The 15,684-nt window shown below is 71.4% G+C and carries 14 protein-coding genes and 1 tRNA gene; 7 read left to right on the plus strand and 8 right to left on the minus strand.

The window, feature by feature from the left end; all coding sequences use genetic code 11:
- Positions 1 to 101: 101 nt before the first annotated feature.
- Positions 102 to 989 (minus strand): SDR family NAD(P)-dependent oxidoreductase, encoded by an 888-nt coding sequence (locus ACFVYF_RS08420; protein ID WP_389452748.1) that lies wholly within the window; start codon positions 987 to 989, stop codon positions 102 to 104.
- Between the two features lie 217 nt (positions 990 to 1,206).
- Here ACFVYF_RS08420 and ACFVYF_RS08425 point away from each other — a divergent pair.
- A tRNA-Pro gene (locus tag ACFVYF_RS08425) sits at positions 1,207 to 1,280 on the plus strand.
- Positions 1,281 to 1,438: 158 nt separating this feature from the next.
- On the opposite strand, the gene ACFVYF_RS08430 is transcribed toward ACFVYF_RS08425, so the two are convergent.
- Positions 1,439 to 2,632, minus strand: a complete 1,194-nt coding sequence (locus ACFVYF_RS08430) for a tetratricopeptide repeat protein (RefSeq protein ID WP_389452751.1) — start codon at positions 2,630 to 2,632, stop codon at positions 1,439 to 1,441.
- Positions 2,605 to 3,213: a hypothetical protein gene (locus tag ACFVYF_RS08435; protein WP_389452754.1), complete on the minus strand. Its 609-nt coding sequence runs from the start codon at positions 3,211 to 3,213 to the stop codon at positions 2,605 to 2,607. The genes ACFVYF_RS08430 and ACFVYF_RS08435 overlap by 28 nt, the downstream gene beginning before the upstream one ends.
- A 491-nt stretch (positions 3,214 to 3,704) precedes the next feature.
- Here ACFVYF_RS08435 and ACFVYF_RS08440 point away from each other — a divergent pair, with 491 nt between their 5' ends.
- Complete coding sequence (locus ACFVYF_RS08440; protein ID WP_389452757.1) at positions 3,705 to 4,823, plus strand: GNAT family N-acetyltransferase; 1,119 nt, start codon at positions 3,705 to 3,707, stop codon at positions 4,821 to 4,823.
- 188 nt (positions 4,824 to 5,011) lie between these two features.
- The gene (locus ACFVYF_RS08445; protein WP_389452760.1) at positions 5,012 to 6,241 is read left to right on the plus strand and encodes a DegT/DnrJ/EryC1/StrS family aminotransferase; all 1,230 of its coding nucleotides are present in this window, start codon (positions 5,012 to 5,014) and stop codon (positions 6,239 to 6,241) included.
- Between the two features lie 52 nt (positions 6,242 to 6,293).
- On the opposite strand, the gene ACFVYF_RS08450 is transcribed toward ACFVYF_RS08445, so the two are convergent.
- Positions 6,294 to 7,385, minus strand: coding sequence for an FAD-dependent oxidoreductase (locus tag ACFVYF_RS08450; protein ID WP_389452763.1), 1,092 nt, complete (start codon positions 7,383 to 7,385; stop codon positions 6,294 to 6,296).
- Between the two features lie 225 nt (positions 7,386 to 7,610).
- Here ACFVYF_RS08450 and ACFVYF_RS08455 point away from each other — a divergent pair, with 225 nt between their 5' ends.
- Positions 7,611 to 8,099: a TetR/AcrR family transcriptional regulator gene (locus ACFVYF_RS08455; protein ID WP_389452765.1), complete on the plus strand. Its 489-nt coding sequence runs from the start codon at positions 7,611 to 7,613 to the stop codon at positions 8,097 to 8,099.
- A gap of 258 nt (positions 8,100 to 8,357) precedes the next feature.
- Positions 8,358 to 9,242, plus strand: coding sequence for an intradiol ring-cleavage dioxygenase (locus ACFVYF_RS08460; protein ID WP_389452768.1), 885 nt, complete (start codon positions 8,358 to 8,360; stop codon positions 9,240 to 9,242).
- Positions 9,243 to 9,467: 225 nt separating this feature from the next.
- Here ACFVYF_RS08460 and ACFVYF_RS08465 read toward each other — a convergent pair whose 3' ends face one another.
- A complete protein-coding gene (locus ACFVYF_RS08465) occupies positions 9,468 to 10,082 on the minus strand; it encodes a phosphatase PAP2 family protein (protein ID WP_389452771.1) in 615 nt (204 codons plus the stop codon).
- Positions 10,079 to 10,741: a DedA family protein gene (locus ACFVYF_RS08470; protein WP_389452773.1), complete on the minus strand. Its 663-nt coding sequence runs from the start codon at positions 10,739 to 10,741 to the stop codon at positions 10,079 to 10,081. Before ACFVYF_RS08470 ends, ACFVYF_RS08465 begins: the two co-directional genes overlap by 4 nt.
- Positions 10,742 to 10,858: 117 nt before the next feature.
- Between ACFVYF_RS08470 and ACFVYF_RS08475 the strand changes: the two genes are divergently transcribed.
- Positions 10,859 to 11,230: a BlaI/MecI/CopY family transcriptional regulator gene (locus tag ACFVYF_RS08475; protein ID WP_389452776.1), complete on the plus strand. Its 372-nt coding sequence runs from the start codon at positions 10,859 to 10,861 to the stop codon at positions 11,228 to 11,230.
- A complete protein-coding gene (locus ACFVYF_RS08480; RefSeq protein ID WP_389452778.1) occupies positions 11,227 to 12,162 on the plus strand; it encodes a M48 family metalloprotease in 936 nt (311 codons plus the stop codon). Before ACFVYF_RS08475 ends, ACFVYF_RS08480 begins: the two co-directional genes overlap by 4 nt.
- 31 nt (positions 12,163 to 12,193) lie before the next feature.
- On the opposite strand, the gene ACFVYF_RS08485 is transcribed toward ACFVYF_RS08480, so the two are convergent.
- Together ACFVYF_RS08485 and ACFVYF_RS08490 are read right to left on the minus strand one after the other, a co-directional pair.
- A complete protein-coding gene (locus ACFVYF_RS08485; RefSeq protein WP_389452781.1) occupies positions 12,194 to 13,141 on the minus strand; it encodes a TauD/TfdA dioxygenase family protein in 948 nt (315 codons plus the stop codon).
- A gap of 285 nt (positions 13,142 to 13,426) precedes the next feature.
- Entirely contained in the window at positions 13,427 to 15,646 is a 2,220-nt protein-coding gene (locus ACFVYF_RS08490) for an NADP-dependent isocitrate dehydrogenase (protein WP_389452783.1), read from the minus strand.
- Between the last annotated feature and the right edge of the window lie 38 nt (positions 15,647 to 15,684).

Here is a 15,684-nt window from a genome sequence, read left to right on the forward strand (position 1 = left end):
CCCGTTCCCTCCCCACCCCCCGCCCCACCGCCCCACCCCCCCCACCTCCCCCCCCCGGGGGGGGGGGGGCGCCCCCCCCCCCACCCCCCCCGCCGAGGGTCCTACCCGGCGAGCAGGCCCTCCGGATCGCGCGGCGGGGTGCCGCCGTGCCACGGGAGCACCGCACCGAACCGCACGAGTTCGCCGTACGCCGCCGGGTCCACCTCCGCGGACAGCAGCAGGTCGAGTGGCGCGACCGCGGCCTCGGCCGGGGTCTGCGCCTGGCTGAAGTCCGCGAACCACGGCCGGGACAGCGCGGTGTCCACGAGCCCGGGGCAGACCGCCGCGACGAGGATGTTCCGCTTCAGGTCGGCGGCGCGCCGCTCCGCCGCCACCGCCCGCACGGCGGCGACCTGGGCCACCTTGGACGGCACGTTGATCCAGCGCGGCCAGCCCAGCTCCTGCGCCGTGCCGTCGTGAAGGGCGGACCGCCAGGACTCGACGGCCTTCTCGACGTCGTCCAGGCAGGCGCCGTCGAAGAGATGGTGCAGCGGGGGTTCCAGATGGCCGAGCGTGCCCAGGGAACTGGCCACCACGATCAGGCGGCCGCCCGGGCGCAGCACCGGCCCGAACGAGCGCAGTACGGCGTGCGCGCCCCTGTTGGCGACATCGATGAACGCGTCGGCCTGTTCCGACTGCGGGCGGTCGGGCGTGAGCGGGGCACAGGCGTTGGACACCACGAGGTCCACCCCGCCGTACCGGTCGCCGAGTTCGGCGGCCAGCCGGGCCACGGCGTCGGCGTCCGTGACGTCCAGTACCCGCCCTTCCACCCGGCTCCTCGTGGCCGGGTCCCCGCGGACCAGATCGGCGGCGTCCGCGACCCGCTGTGCGTTGCGTCCGGTGAGCAGGACCAGGTCGTCGGGGCCCAGCCGGGCGGCCAGTCCCTCGACGAGCGCCCTGCCGAGCCCCTGGTTAGCACCGGTGACGAGAGCGATGCGTACAGCTGTCATGCCACCCAGGCTAGGAAGAACCCGTCCATGCGGCCAACAAAAGTTCGGCACGCGGGGTATGCGTGAACGTCATGGCGGCTCGGACCGGGCGCCGCCCACCTGCCGGCGCCGGAACGCCACCCCCGCAGTCGGGCTGCCGTCGGCTCGGGCAAGGCCTTCGTCCGGCGTGCGGTAGGGTTTACCTGCGCGATCACGTGGGTCACCACGAGCAGCGCACCGGGACGTGGCGCAGCTTGGTAGCGCACTTGACTGGGGGTCAAGGGGTCGCAGGTTCAAATCCTGTCGTCCCGACTCGAAAGAGTCGGAGGTCAAAGGCTGTATCGGAGAGATTCCGGTACGGCCTTTCGATCGTTTCGGGGCCAGTTGGGAACCGAACCGCAGATGCAGCCGGCTGCGCTGCCCTGCCGGCTCCCGTTGCGGGCTTCACCGTCTCAGGCCCGGTACCCACCTCACCGAGCCGCCCCCGTGTTGCTGCGGGGCGTGCGCCGCTGGGGGATCGGCGGGCGGAGCGTGAGGGGAATGTCGATGTTCATGAACTCGGCCCAGTCGCGGCCGGAGCCGGTGGTCCACAAGGGGTCGAGGTCGGGGTCGTGGGCGATCCAGTCACCGGTGAGCGTGCTGTCGGCCGCGCGCCAGCTGTGGTCGAGTTGGTGGAGGGCGGACCGGGTGCAGTCCTCCTGCCAGTCGCGGCGGGCGTAACCCGTCGGCAGGCTCTCGTCGGGAAGGGTCGCGGCGAGGGCGAGGAAGCATGCCGCGTTGTAGTGGGTCATCCAGCCCGCGGAGCCCTTGCGTTCCGGACCCCAGTGGCGGGCGGTGGCCCGGGGGTTGGTCCGGGTGCCGTGGGTGGTGGTGTCGTGCGCGGAACGCGCGGTGCTGTGGTCCGCGTGGAGCAGCCTGCGTATCCCCGTGCCGCGCGCCGGGAGCCACGTCCGCACCAGGATCTCCCGGGCCACGATGTCGAATGCGGCGCTCACATCATGCCGCCGCCGGTCCGTGGCGCCGGCGGAGGTGTCGGCGCGGGCGCGGTGATGGCTCTGCGGCAGGTTGTGCGCGGCGAGCGCGATGCGGATGGCGCCCAGGAACGTACGGCGCTGCGAGCGCCTCGCCGGCAGGGGGAGGGGCATCAGCCAGGCGCCCCAGTAGCGGCGCTCACCGCTGTTGGACCAGCCCCCGGGGATGCTGCTGCGCAGCCAGTTGCGTAACAGCGGGCGCAGTCGCAACCGCAGGCAGATGTCCGCGAGATGATCCCTCGCCAGGCCGGCCGGTTCTTCGAGTCGGGCCATGTCCTCGGGCCGCAGGTCCCGCTCGCGCAGCAGCGGCCGAGCGGCACGCGAATAGGCGATCGCCATGCGGTATGCCGTCTCGATGTGTTCCGGCCACAGCTCCGTGCAGCGCTGGTAGATGGCGATGGCCCGCTGGTAGTCGTCCGGGTGATGGGCGTGCATCAGCTCGATGAGCGCGGCCTCACCATGCCGTATGAGCAGATTGCCCGGTGCGAACTTGACGGCCCGGGTGAACGCCAGCAGCGGCTCGGTGTAGTCCGCGCCGGGGCTCGCCTCGCCCGCCCGGGCCTGCGCGTCGCGGCGCTGCTCGGCCACTCCCCGGCGGTAGTGGGTCAGCGCGCGTGCCCCTCCGCGTCCCACCGCTCCCAGCGCGGAATGCGGCGCAGCATCTCCGGCTGGTTGCGCACCTGCACGATGCAGTAGACGGCGATCTTCTCCACCAGCGTCTCCGGGTCCGCCTCGGTGATGACGGCGGCGGCGATGATGCGGTTCCTCGGCACGCGCAGGATGTGCACCGCCACCCTGCGGAGATCACCGGCGCGCTCCAACTCGCGGAGCTGGACGGCGTATCCGGACGGGCTTGCGAGGGCGATCCTGAACAGGGAGTCGACCCAGCCCTGCGCCGGCGCCGAGGCCTGCGGCCCGCTGTCGGCCGTGGCGGCGGACGGGCTGCCGGGGGCCAGGATGCTCTCCCCGCCGTGCTCGGCGAGGTGGGCCGCAAGCCGGGCCGTGAGATGGGCCGTCGGCGTCGCCGCGCCGTTCTCGTCGGTGGCGTGCGCGGGCAGCAGGACAAGGGGCAGAATCCGCCCCCGGGCGCGCATCCGGTGGACGAGCGCCGACGCGGCGTGCACCAGCCCGAGCGCCACCAGTGCGGCGAGCGCGAGAAAGAACCAGTGCGCCGCTGTACTCAGTGCGCGCACCACGGCATCGTCTGCACCCATGTCGGCCCCCGTCGCGGTCTTTCCGGCCGTCTCCGTGACTATGGCATGTCCATATACAGGCGGAATATTCTATTCATCGTTTACGGAACAAATGTGCGACCTGGGGAGGCGGGCCGGTGGCCGTGTACGCAGGCCGTACCGGCGGGCCGCAGAGCCGCGAGCGGCCGGTCCGCAAGGGCGTCGGGCCGGCCGGTGTATCCGATCCGCACACTTCCGTTACGACAGACACCCTTGACAGTGTGCGTACTGCTTCGCGACGTTTGAGCCTCGCCGCACCGTGCGGGTCCCGGTCGTCGACCGGGAGCGAGCGCGTACACGGCGTGGATCAGGGGATAGCCATAGGAGTGGCGGGACGCGGACACCGCGTCATGGGGGGAAATGGGGGAGCGGTCGCCCATGCGATCCACGAGCAGGGATCCAGACGCCATACGAGGCATGCGCGGCGACCGGTACGTCCCTCGCGAAGCCTGCGGAAGGGCGGTTGAACGGAAGTGGACATCACGATCCACAGACCCCAGGAGCTGAGTACGGCACTCCGCGGGGCCTGGCATCGGGCGATGGACGAGTCGCCCGACTACGCCAACCCCTTCCTGGCACCGGAGTTCGCGGCCGGGGTCGGCACGTACCGCGGTGGGGCGTACGTGGCCGTCCTGCACGAGGGCGGCGAACCCGTGGGCTTCTTCCCGTACGAGCGCAACTCCTTCGGCGTCGGCCGGGCCATCGGTCTCGGACTCTCGGACTGCCAGGCCCTCGTGCACCGCCCCGGAGTCACCTGGGACACCCAGGAACTGCTGCGGGCCTGTCGGCTGTCCGTCTTCGAATTCGACCACCTCGTCGAGGAGCAGAAGCCTTTCGGCAGCTTTGTCACGGGGACCTTCGCCTCACCCGTGGTCGACCTGAAGGACGGCGACGCGGGCAGCTACGCCGAGTGGCTGCGCGCCGCGTACCCGGGTCTGGCCAAGACGACCCTGAAGAAGGAACGCCGCCTGGGGCGCAACGTAGGCGAGATGCGGTTCGTCTTCGACGAGCGCGACCCGCGGGTGCTGCACACGCTGATGCGCTGGAAGTCCGCGCAGTACCGCAGGACGGGACGGATGGACCGGTTCGCGCGGCCGTGGATCGTGGACCTGGTGGACCACCTGTTCCAGGTCCGCGAGGAGTACTTCACCGGCGTGCTGTCCGTGGTGTACGCCGGGGACCGGCCGGTCGCCGCCCACTTCGGCCCGCGTTCGCGCACCGTGTTCGCGGCCTGGTTCACCGCGTACGACCCGGAGTTCCGCTACTACTCGCCCGGGCTGATCATGCACCTCCGGATGGCCGAGGCCGCGGGCCGGCAGGGCGTGCGGCTCATGGACATGGGACGCGGCGACAAGGAGTACAAGGACTGGCTCAAGACCCGCGAGCTGCGGGTGGGTGAAGGCTTCGCCACCCGGCCCCACCCGGTGGCCACCGCGCACCGGCTGTGGCGCAGACCGGTGCGCGGTCTGCGGAACACGGTGCTGGCCCATCCCACCCTGCGGGAGCCGGCCGACCGGCTGCTGAAGACGGTCGGCACGCTGCGCACCTCGAACCGGTCCGCCTCCGGGAGGGACGGGCCCGACGCGAGCTGACCGGCCGGTCTCAACTCGGCAGGAACCGTGGGTAGTTGGCGCCCCCGCCCGCGAGGGCCCGCGTCGCCGGCAGCCGGGCCCGTCCGGTCCGGGTCCACGCTCGCGAGCCGAACCGTGCCTTCGGGGCGACCCCGCGAGGACTCGGCGACAGCCCCTGGACAGTCCTACCTTCGACAGAAGAGGTGACGATGCCGTACGGATCGCGGCTCGCCGAGGTGATGACACGGCGACTCGGCCGGGAGTGCGTCTACACGCCCTCGGCGCGGCTGGCTCTGTATCTGGCGCTGCGGCACTGGTGCCGGCCGGGCGCACGGGTGCTGATGTCACCGGTCACCGACGACGTGATCCTCTTCGTGGTCCTCGCGGCCGGACTGCGCCCCGTTCAGGCCCCCGTGTCCGTGTGGGACGGCAACATCGACCCGGCCGCGGTGCCGGAGTCGACCTGGCGGAACGTGGACGCCGTCCTGACCTCGAACCTGTACGGGCTGCCGGACCGGGTGGTGCAACTGCAGCGCCGTTGCGAGGAGTTGGGTATCCCCCTCTTCGAGGACGCGGCCCACGCGATCGGCACGCAGGTGGACGGGCAGCCGGTCGGGACGTTCGGGAAGGCGGCGGCCTTCAGCCTCTCCAAACACGTGGCGGGGATGGCCGGAGGCTTTCTCGCCGTCGAGGACGCCCGCACCCGACGGGAACTGGAGGCGCTGCGTGACGATCTCCTGCTGCCGGGCCGCCTCGGCCGCGACCTGACCACGACACTGCGGCCACTGGCGCGGTCGGCCGTCCGCGGCCTCAACCTGGTGCGCCCCGTGTGGCGGACGATGCAGCGCCTCGGGATGCTGGAGCGCGACGCGTTCCGTATGGCCCTGCACCCGGCACGGCTCGCCGAGAGCGGCCGCGGGACGCCGAACCTCGACGCGTACGAGTCCTGGGTGCGCATCGACCTGCACGGCTACCGGTCCCGCCACGGGGCCCTGGTACGGGGCCAGTTGGGGCTGCGCATGGCCCGGCTCGACGGCGACCTCGCCCGCCGCAGGGTCGGGGTCTCACTGCTGTCGGGCACCACCTGGGCTTCCCCGGCACTTCACGACCGGACGATCCGCGACAGCCCTCTGCCGCTCTTCCGGGTTCCGCTCCTCGTCCACGACCGCGACGCCCTCCTGGAACGTCTGGTGGGGCACGGCGTGGTCTGCGGGTACGTCTACGATCCCCCGCTCGACGACTACGCGGGCGCGGAGTTCGTCGAACCGTCCACCGACCCGGCGCCCGCCCGCTGGTTCGCCTCGCATGTGCTTCCGGCCGATCCGTTGCTGGCCCGCCGGGTCACCAACGCCCTGACCAGGGAACGGACCACCACCGCGCGGCCCTCGATCCCCGCCTTCGACGCGGCAACCGCACCGCCGAAGCCCCTGGACCAGTGAGCGGGTTCGCGGGGATCAACGGCACGGTCGCCCCCTCGGGGCGCGATCGTGGTCAGACGGCGGCGGGCTCGTCGGCGCGGCTGACCGTGCCGGGGTCGGAGGTGAAGATCTTGCGCGGGGACGTGGTGACGCTCATGGCTTTGCTGATGCCGTGGCTGTAGCGCTGGAGGAACTGGGCCTCGGGCTTGCGCAGCGCTTCGAAGCTCGCCAGGGCCGGCGGGATGGACAGGTGGGGTGTGGTGAGCAGGTCGGCGAGCAGCGCGGCGTCCTCGAATCCGGCGCCGGCCCCTTGGCCGACCACGGTGGTCATGGCGTGCGCGGCGTCTCCGGCGATGGCGACACGGTTGCGTACCCAGGTGTCCACGACGGCTTGTCTGACGTTGGTGTAGAAGCTCGGCGGGTTGGTGGTCCGCATGATCTCCATCAGGGGGATCAGCGGGCCGGCGACGGCGGGGAAGCGGTCGGCGAGCTGAGCGAGGGTCAGCTCGCGCCGGTTGTTCTCGGGGCCGTGCAGGAACATGATGCCCTGGAGCTTCGTGCCCTCGTCCATGAGGAAGTAGGCGAGCGTCGCGTCCCCACCGGTGGCCACGGCCGTCACGGTCAGCCCCGGATCGGGGTTGGGGGCCTGGAACCGCAGCTCGGCGGTGCCGGTGTAGGTGGCCTCGGGGCCGCCGAGGGCTTGCAGCCGTGTCCAGGAGTTGATGCCGTCGCAGCCGATGACCGCGTCGAAACGCTCGCGTCGGCCGTCGTCGAACTCGACCTCGACGCTGTCCCCGTGGTCGGTCAGTGCGCTGGGCCGGACGCCGGTGCGCACCAGGCCGGCGACTCCTTCGAGCAGGGACAGCTGCAGGTTGGACCTGTTGAACATGACCGGGCTGTCCTCGAGGACGTGCTCGACCACCCCGGTGCGGCCGTCGAAGACGAGGGTCCGGTCGGACTTGTAGCCGCCCCAGCGCTCCCGCCCGGTGATGCCGAGGCGGTCCAGCGCGACGAGGTGACGCTTGCTCAGTCCGATGGCCCAGCCGGCCTCGGTGATGATCGGTGCTTGCTCGACGACCAGTGGGTCGAGGCCGCGGCGGTGCAGTCCGGACGCCAGTGCCAAGCCGGTCAGTCCGGCGCCGACGATGAGAATGCGATGACTCATGGGTCCCCAGTTTTCTCGTGGTCCATCCCGCCGGGATCCCTCGCCCGGCAGAAAAGAGAAAGATTATTCTCTTAAGCTAGGGGGGCTGCTTGGAGCCGTCAACAGCGACCTGGCTTACCCTCAGCTATGCCTAAGGTCAGCCCCGAGTACCGCGAGAGCCGTCGGCGTCAGATCCTTGACGCCGCGGCAATCTGCTTTGCCCGCAACGGTTTTCACGCCACGTCGATGCCCGACATCTTCGCCGAGTCGGGTCTCTCGTCGGGGGCTGTGTACCGGTACTTCTCCGGCAAGCAGGCCATCATCGAGGCGCTGATGGACTCGACCATGCAGCCGGTGCTGCGCGCTCTGCGCGACGCCGAGCGGGCTGAGCCGCCGCTGCAGGTGCCCGAGATCATCGACCTGATCCACCGCGAGATGATCACGGTGCTCAACATCGAGGACGCCACCTCGCTGATCGTCCAGGTCTGGGCCGAGACGATGCGCATGCCGCTGATGCGTGAGACGCAGCAGCGCGACTTGTCCGCACTTCACGACGCGCTGCTTCCCCTGCTCGCGCGGTTGCGCCCCGACGGTGAGGCCGGCTCCGACAGCACATGGGCACTGCTCGCGCTGAGCCTGGGCACCTTCATCTCCCAGCTGGTGCTCAAGACCAACACCCTGCCCACGGCCACGCTGGTCGACGAACTCCGCGTACTGCTCTCCGAGTCCGCCTGAGTCTCCAGGAACCGCTGCCGCCGCCCCGTTGTCGCGTGCGTACGCGCTGACGCGGACGGCGCGCCGAGGCATGCCCTCGAGTGGCCGAGTCCAGCCGCCGGGTGGGTCAACTCCCTTCTTGACGACCGCTGGAGGCGGGGTTAGCTTAAAGAGAATAATCTTTCTCTTTAGGTTCGACCCGTGCCCGGCGCCCCCGCATGTCGGCCGCCGGAGCGGCTGTCATCAGCGAACAGGCCTTTGTGGCCAAGGAGTTGAGTCATGACCGAATCCCCCCACACCCACCGGATCCAGCCGCAGAGCCGGCGGTCCCTGCTCGCCACGCTCGGCAGCGCGGGGCTGGGTGCCGCCGCGGCCGGCGCGGTCGCGGTGGGCGGCGGCACCCCTGCCGCCGCGGCGCCCAAGAACGGCACACCCGCCGCCGCCCTCAAGAAGGGCGCCACGCGGCCGACCTGCATCCTGTCCCCGGAGGAGATGACGGGGCCGTACTACCTCGACATCGACAAGCTCCGGCAGTCGATCGCCGAGGACCGCGTCGGAGTCCCGCTGGAACTGAACTTCCTGATCGTCGACAGCGTCAGCTGCCTCCCCCTGCGCGGCGTGGCCGTCGACATCTGGCACTGCGACGCGGCCGGCCTGTACTCCGGATACACGGGGTACTCCGGCCCCGGTCTGCCGCCGATGGACGAGGACGGCCACGCCACCCCGACCGACGACACCACGTTCCTGCGCGGTGTCCAGGTCACCAACCGGCTGGGCGCCGTGCGCTTCCGGACCATCTACCCCGGCTGGTACTGGGGACGGGGACTGCACCTGCACATCAAGACGATCGTCGACGCCTCGGTGCGGCCGGATGACATCACCGGTGGTCACGTCGCGCACACCGGGCAGCTGTACTTCCCGCAGTCGGTGAACGACCAGGTCGCCGCGGAAGAGCCCTACGCGTCCAACACCACCCCTCGCCTGTCCAACGACGAGGACTTCTTCTACACCTTGGACGACAAGGGGGAGGAGACCACCCTGACGGTCACCCCGCTCAAGGGCAACGGCTCGATCAGGCACGGCCTGCGGGCGACCATGGTGCTCGGTATCGACCCCGCCGCGACTCCGCCGCCCTCGAACCCGACGCCCACGGCGGCACCCTGAGCGGCACTCCTGGTCCGGCGAGGCCGGCCCGGGGGGGGCGTCCGTACCGGCTCCCCGACCTGAACGGGGAGCCGGTACGGCGATCTGCGGCGGCCACCGGACCTGCGGCCCGCCTGGTCGGCATCCCCCCCTCAGCCCCGTCTGGAAGGCATCCGCCGGGCACGCGCCTCAGGAGCTGGAGGACGTCCGCCGGGCATGCGCCTCAGGAGCTGGAAGGCATGCGCCTCAGGAGCGGTACGCCGCCGTCAGCAGGGGGCGCAGCGGAGTCGCCGTCAGCCGCCGGGTCAGGCCTCCCGGCCGGCGACGCAGGGCCAGCCCGAGGAGCAGGGCGACCGCGGCGCCGACCGCGGTCCCGGCCAGCACGTCGTGCGGATAGTGGGCCCCGACCCAGACGCGGGAGGCCGCCATGGCGCAGGCCGCGATCACCGCGACGGCGCCGAGGCGCCGGGAGACGAAGAGCAGCGCGACGGCGGCCGCGGCGGCGAGAGCCGCGTGGTTGCTGGGGAAGGACCAGTCGCCCGGCGCGGGACACGCCTCCAGCGTCGACACCCGCAGGCTCTGGCAGGGCCGGTCCTCGCGCACCACCAGCTTCAGCGCGTCGTCCACGGCGAACGCCACCAGGACGATCACCGGCGCGGCGAGCGCCACCACCGCCGCCTCGGCGCTCACGCGTCGCGCCCGCCACCAGCCGACGACCATGAGCACAGCGAACAGCGCCAGGCCGTACGTCGACCAGGTGGTGACGAGGTCGTCGAACCACCCGGGGGAGCGGTGCGCGAGGCCGGTCACCTCGGTGTAGAGGGAGCCGTCGATCGAGGAGCCGTCGAAAGCCCCGGTCATCCGCGCGCTCCGTTGGCACCCTTGCGGGAGCGGTACACCTCGGCAGCGAGCGGGGTCAGGGAGATCGCGACGATCAGGGCGACGAGGGGGAGCAGATAGCGGTCGACGTTCGGGACGGAGGAGCCGAGTGCGTAGCCGCCGAGGATCAGTCCGACGCACCAGACGAGCCCGCCGGCCACCTGCCAGACGGTGAACGTCCGCACGGGGACCCGAAGGGCGCCCGCCACCGGGTTCAGCACCGTACGCACCACGGGAACGAAGCGGGCCAGCACGATCGCCTTGGCGTGTCCGTAGCGCTCCAGGAGCTGCTCCGCGCGCTCGGCACCCTCGTGCAGACGGGCCGAGCCGCTGCGGGCGAGCAGCGCGCCGCCCGCCTTGCGCCCGAGCAGATAGCCGAACTGCGCGCCGGCCAGCGCACCCACCACGGCGGCGATCAGGAGCGGCCCGAGGGACAGCTTCAGACCGCGGTCGGCCGAGCCGGTGCAGAGCAGTCCCGCCGTGAACAGCAGGGAGTCGCCCGGCAGGAAGAAGCCGATCAGGAGCCCGGTCTCGGCGAAGAGCACCACGCCCACGCCCAGCACGCCGAAGGTGGACAGCAGAGACTGGGCGTCGAGCACGTTCACGGCCAGGGGGGTCGCTGTGAACAAGGCTGCGGTCATCGGCGCCGGCCCTTTCATACTGGAGGGGCGGGAGCACGTGGACACGGCACCCGAGTGACTACAATCCTGTAGACGGTCTACTGAACTGTAGACGATGATGGGGTGAGGATCGTTCCCATGACCGACGCGAAGGACGAACGCCGACCGGCGGGGGAGCTCGAGGCCACCGTCATGGCCGCGCTGTGGTCGGCAGGCATACCCCTGACGCCGGGCCGGGTGCAGCTGGAGCTGGGATCCGGCCTGGCACGTACGACGGTGACGACGATCCTGTCCCGGCTGCACGAGAAGGGGGTCGTCGGCCGCGAGCGACAGGGTCGCGGCTACGCGTACTTCCCCATCCAGGACCCGCAGGGGCTGACCGCCCTGCGCATGCACACCGAGCTCGACCGGGACAGCGACCGGGAGACCGTGCTCGCGCGCTTCGTCGCCCAGCTCAGCCCCGACGACGAGCGGCTCCTGCGCGACCTGCTGGAATCCGGTGAGCAATGACCGCGCTGCTGCTGCTCGTTCCGCTGCTCGTACCCTTCGCGGTGCCGCCGCAGGCCCGCCGCTGTCTGCACCGACTCCCTCCCACCGCCGCCCTGTGGACCCTCACGCTCGCCGCGCTCGTGCTGGCCGGTGCCTCGGTGGCCGCTCTCGGTGCGCTGGTCCTGACCGGCCTGCTCAAGCTGCCCTTCTTCGCCGGCCTCGGTGAACTGATCCACCCGCTGGACACCCCGTCGGACTTCTTCGTCCTGCCCGCAGCGGCGGCCGCCACCGGCGCGCTCACGCTCGGCGCCCTGACCCTGGCCCGCTCGGCGCTGCGTCAGTTCCGCGCGTTCCGCACCGCCCGTCGGCAGGCCGACCGCCGTCCCGCCGCGGGCGACCTGTGCGTCATCGACTCCCCGCACCCGGACGCGTACGCCCTGCCGGGCCGTCCCCACCGCATCGTCGTCACCACCGGGATGCTGCGCAGCCTCGGCCCGCAGGAGCGCGAGGCGCTGTTCGCCCATGAGCGCGCCCACAACGCGGGCGGCCACCACCGCTTCCTCGTCGTCGCCGACCTTGCGGCGCACTGCCACCCCGGGCTGCGTCCGGTCCGCGAGGCCATCGGGCTCGCGGTGGAGCGGGCCGCCGACGAGGCGGCGGCCGTGGCGGTCGGGGACCGGCGGCTGACCGCGCGTGCCATCGCCCGCGCGGCCCTGGCCGCCCGGGCGGCCCGTTCCGAGCGGCCTGACTTCGCCCCGGCGGCGACCACAGGCCCGGTGCCGCAACGCGTCGCGGCGCTGCTCGCACCGCCGGTCCGTGGACGGCCCCGAGCCGCCTCCTGGATCGCCGTGCCCCTCGCTCTCTGCGCGGTCCTCTCGGCCGGGGCGTCGACGACCGGCGTCGTCACGTTCCATCACCAGGTGGAGGTCGCCCAGGGGGAAGCGCCGCGCTGACCCGCGGACCCCGGCGCGAGCCCGCCGGGGCCTACTGGTCCGCGTGCAGCGGGGAGCCGGTGATCGCCTCCGAGGGCCGGCCGTCCACCCCGACGGGGATGTCGCCCGCAAGCATCACGCGGTGCATGACGCGCGGGAAGTCGAGATGGCCCGTGTCGCCCGGAGCGAGGTGGACGGTGGCCCGGTTGTCCCAGAAGGCCACGCTGCCGGGCTCCCACCGGAAGCGCACGGTGTACTCGGGCCGGGTGGCCTGCTCGACGAACATCTCCAGCAGCCGGCTGTTCTCCGCGCGCGATACGCCCAGGATCTGTTCGACGTAGTACCCGTTGACGAACAGCAGGCGCTCGCCCGTCTCCGGATGCACCCGCACCAGTGGATGGACCGAGGCCACCTGATGGTCCTGCAGATGCTGGATGTACGAGTCCGGGCCTGGCCGGGTCTGATAGCCGACGCCCAGGCGGTGCTCCGCGCGCAGACCGTTGGCGAACCGCTTTACCGGTTCGGAGAGACCTTCGTAGGCGGCTGCCAGATTCGACCAGGTGGTGTCGCCGCCGTACGGCGGGACGGTCTCCGCGCGCAGGATGGTGGCCGCCGGCGGGTCCACCCGGGCGCCGTGGTCGCAGTGCCAGCCCCTCAGCAGGGTGTGCCGGCGCCGCTCCAGCCACTCGTCACGGTCCATGCCGTAGCGCCCCGCCAGCTCCAGCCGGTCCGCCGTCGTCTCCACCTGCGGGAAGCCCTCCGGGGACGCCTTGCCGCGGGAGCGCGGGGTGATCGGCTCCCCGAAGCGGCGGGCCAGCGCGACATGGGCCGTGTGGTCGAGCCGCTGCTCCCGGAAGAACACGACCTTCCAGCGCAGGACCGCTGCCCGGATCGCCGCGACGACCGCGTCGTCCAGCGGGCCGGCCAGATCGACCCCGGTGATCTCGGCACCGGTATGGCCCGAGGCCGGCCGCACATCGATACCGGCGTCCGTCGTCACGTCACACTCCGTTCCGTCGAGGTCCGGCCGATACCTGGTGGCCGGGCCGGCATCCGGTAGATCGTTACCCGTCCCAGGTCGTTCGAACCCGTACGACGGCGGTGGTGCGGTCCGCCCTCCGGAACCGTCGGCTGCGGCCCGTCCTCAGGGACCGCGGGCGAAGTTCCGTCACGTGGCGGGCCGGGAAACGAACCGCCCCGGCCGGAAGGAATCCGGCCGGGGCGGCTGCGGGACGGGCGGCACATCCGTGGCGGGTCTCCCCGCCGGTGTGCTCGCGCCGCTGCGTCAGGCGAGCGACGCGATCGCCTCGTTGAAGGTGGCCGACGGGCGCATGATCTTCGAGGCCTTGGTGACGTCGGGCTGGTAGTAGCCGCCGATGTCGGCCGGCTTGCCCTGGACGGCGATCAGCTCGTCGACGATCGTCTGCTCCTGCGCGGTCAGCGTCTCGGCCAGCGGGCCGAACGCCTTGGCGAGGTCGGCGTCCTCGGTCTGCCGGGCCAGCTCCTGCGCCCAGTACAGAGCCAGGTAGAAGTGGCTGCCTCGGTTGTCGATGCCACCGACGCGACGGCTCGGCGACTTGTCGTTCTCCAGGAACGTCGCGGTCGCGCGGTCCAGGGTGTCCGCGAGGACCTGGGCGCGCGCGTTGCCCGTGGTCGTCGCGAGGTGCTCGAAGCTGACGGCCAGCGCGAGGAACTCACCCAGGCTGTCCCAGCGCAGGTAGTTCTCCTTGACCAGCTGCTGGACGTGCTTCGGGGCGGAGCCGCCGGCGCCCGTCTCGAAGAGGCCGCCGCCGTTCATCAGCGGCACCACCGAGAGCATCTTGGCGCTGGTGCCCAGCTCCAGGATCGGGAACAGGTCGGTCAGGTAGTCACGCAGGACGTTGCCGGTGACCGAGATCGTGTCCTCGCCGCGGCGGATGCGCTCCAGGGAGAACGCGGTCGCCTCGACCGGCGACAGGATCTTGATCTCCAGGCCCTCGGTGTCGTGCTCCGTCAGGTACTGCTTGACCTTCCCGATGAGCTGCGCGTCGTGCGCGCGGGTCTCGTCGAGCCAGAACACCGCCGGGACGCCGGTCGCGCGGGCGCGGGTGACCGCGAGCTTGACCCAGTCCTTGATCGGCGCGTCCTTGGTCTGGCAGGCGCGGAAGATGTCGCCGGCCGAGACGGCCTGCTCCAGGACCACGTTCCCGGCCTGGTCGACGAGGCGGACCGTGCCGGTGGTGGGGATCTCGAACGTCTTGTCGTGGCTGCCGTACTCCTCGGCCTTCTGCGCCATCAGACCGACGTTCGGCACGGAGCCCATCGTCGCCGGGTCGAAGGCGCCGTTGGCGCGGCAGTCGTCGATGACGACCTGGTAGACGCCGGAGTAGCTGCTGTCCGGGAGGACCGCGAGGGTGTCGGCCTCCTGGCCGTCCGGACCCCACATGTGGCCGGAGGTGCGGATCATGGCCGGCATCGAGGCGTCGACGATGACGTCGGACGGTACGTGCAGGTTGGTGATGCCCTTGTCGGAGTCGACCATCGCCAGCTCCGGGCCCTCGGCGAGCTCGGCGTCGAAGGAGGCCTTGATCTCGGCGCCCTCGGGCAGCGACTCCAGGCCCTTGTAGATGCCGCCGAGACCGTCGTTCGGGGTCAGGCCGGCCGTGGCGAGCGTCTCGCCGTACTTCGCGAACGTCTTCGGGAAGAAGGCGCGCACCACGTGACCGAAGATGATCGGGTCGGAGACCTTCATCATCGTGGCCTTGAGGTGCACGGAGAACAGCACGCCCTCGGCCTTGGCGCGGGCGATCTGCGCCGTGAGGAACTCGCGCAGCGGAGCGACGTGCAGGACGGACGCGTCCACGACCTCGTCCGCGAGGACGGGTACGGACTCGCGCAGCACGGTCGTGGAGCCGTCGTCACCGGTCAGCTCGATGCGCAGGGCGCCCGGCTCCGAGATCACCACGGACTTCTCGGTCGAGCGGAAGTCGTCGACACCCATGGTCGCGACGTTCGTCTTCGACTCGGAGGTCCAGGCGCCCATGCGGTGCGGGTGGTTCCTGGCGTAGTTCTTCACCGAGGCGGGGGCGCGGCGATCCGAGTTGCCCTCACGCAGCACCGGGTTCACGGCGGAGCCCTTGACCTTGTCGTACCGGGCCCGGATCTCCCGCTCCTCGTCGGTCTTCGGGTCGTCCGGGTAGGCCGGCAGCGCGTAACCCTGCTCCTGCAGCTCGGCGACCGCGGCCTTCAGCTGCGGGATCGAGGCCGAGATGTTCGGCAGCTTGATGATGTTGGCCTCGGGCGTCTTGGCCAGCTCACCGAGCTCGGCGAGGGCGTCCGGGATCCGCTGACCCTCCTCCAGGTACTCGGGGAAGAGGGCGATGATCCGCCCCGCCAGCGAGATGTCACGGGTTTCCACAGTGACACCGGCCTGCGACGCGTACGCCTGGACCACCGGCAAGAACGAATGAGTCGCCAGGGCCGGGGCCTCGTCAGTGTGCGTGTAGATGATGGTCGAGTCAGTCACCGGGTGCTCCGCTCCACGTCTGCAACATTGCTCGACAT

The sequence above is a fragment of the Streptomyces sp. NPDC058274 genome, assembly GCF_042881375.1.
Taxonomy (GTDB): Bacteria; Actinomycetota; Actinomycetes; order Streptomycetales; family Streptomycetaceae; genus Streptomyces.

What these genes read in the sequence shown, in the direction of transcription:
- ACFVYF_RS08420 (WP_389452748.1), bottom strand. Translation starts at nt 989, where the DNA reads ATGACAGCTGTACGCATCGCTCTCGTCACCGGTGCTAACCAGGGGCTC.
- ACFVYF_RS08435 (WP_389452754.1), bottom strand. Translation starts at nt 3,213, where the DNA reads ATGGGTGCAGACGATGCCGTGGTGCGCGCACTGAGTACAGCGGCGCAC.
- ACFVYF_RS08445 (WP_389452760.1), top strand. Translation starts at nt 5,012, where the DNA reads ATGCCGTACGGATCGCGGCTCGCCGAGGTGATGACACGGCGACTCGGC.
- ACFVYF_RS08450 (WP_389452763.1), bottom strand. Translation starts at nt 7,385, where the DNA reads ATGAGTCATCGCATTCTCATCGTCGGCGCCGGACTGACCGGCTTGGCA.
- ACFVYF_RS08455 (WP_389452765.1), top strand. Translation starts at nt 7,611, where the DNA reads ATGCCCGACATCTTCGCCGAGTCGGGTCTCTCGTCGGGGGCTGTGTAC.
- ACFVYF_RS08460 (WP_389452768.1), top strand. Translation starts at nt 8,358, where the DNA reads ATGACCGAATCCCCCCACACCCACCGGATCCAGCCGCAGAGCCGGCGG.
- ACFVYF_RS08465 (WP_389452771.1), bottom strand. Translation starts at nt 10,082, where the DNA reads ATGACCGGGGCTTTCGACGGCTCCTCGATCGACGGCTCCCTCTACACC.
- ACFVYF_RS08470 (WP_389452773.1), bottom strand. Translation starts at nt 10,741, where the DNA reads ATGACCGCAGCCTTGTTCACAGCGACCCCCCTGGCCGTGAACGTGCTC.
- ACFVYF_RS08475 (WP_389452776.1), top strand. Translation starts at nt 10,859, where the DNA reads ATGACCGACGCGAAGGACGAACGCCGACCGGCGGGGGAGCTCGAGGCC.
- ACFVYF_RS08480 (WP_389452778.1), top strand. Translation starts at nt 11,227, where the DNA reads ATGACCGCGCTGCTGCTGCTCGTTCCGCTGCTCGTACCCTTCGCGGTG.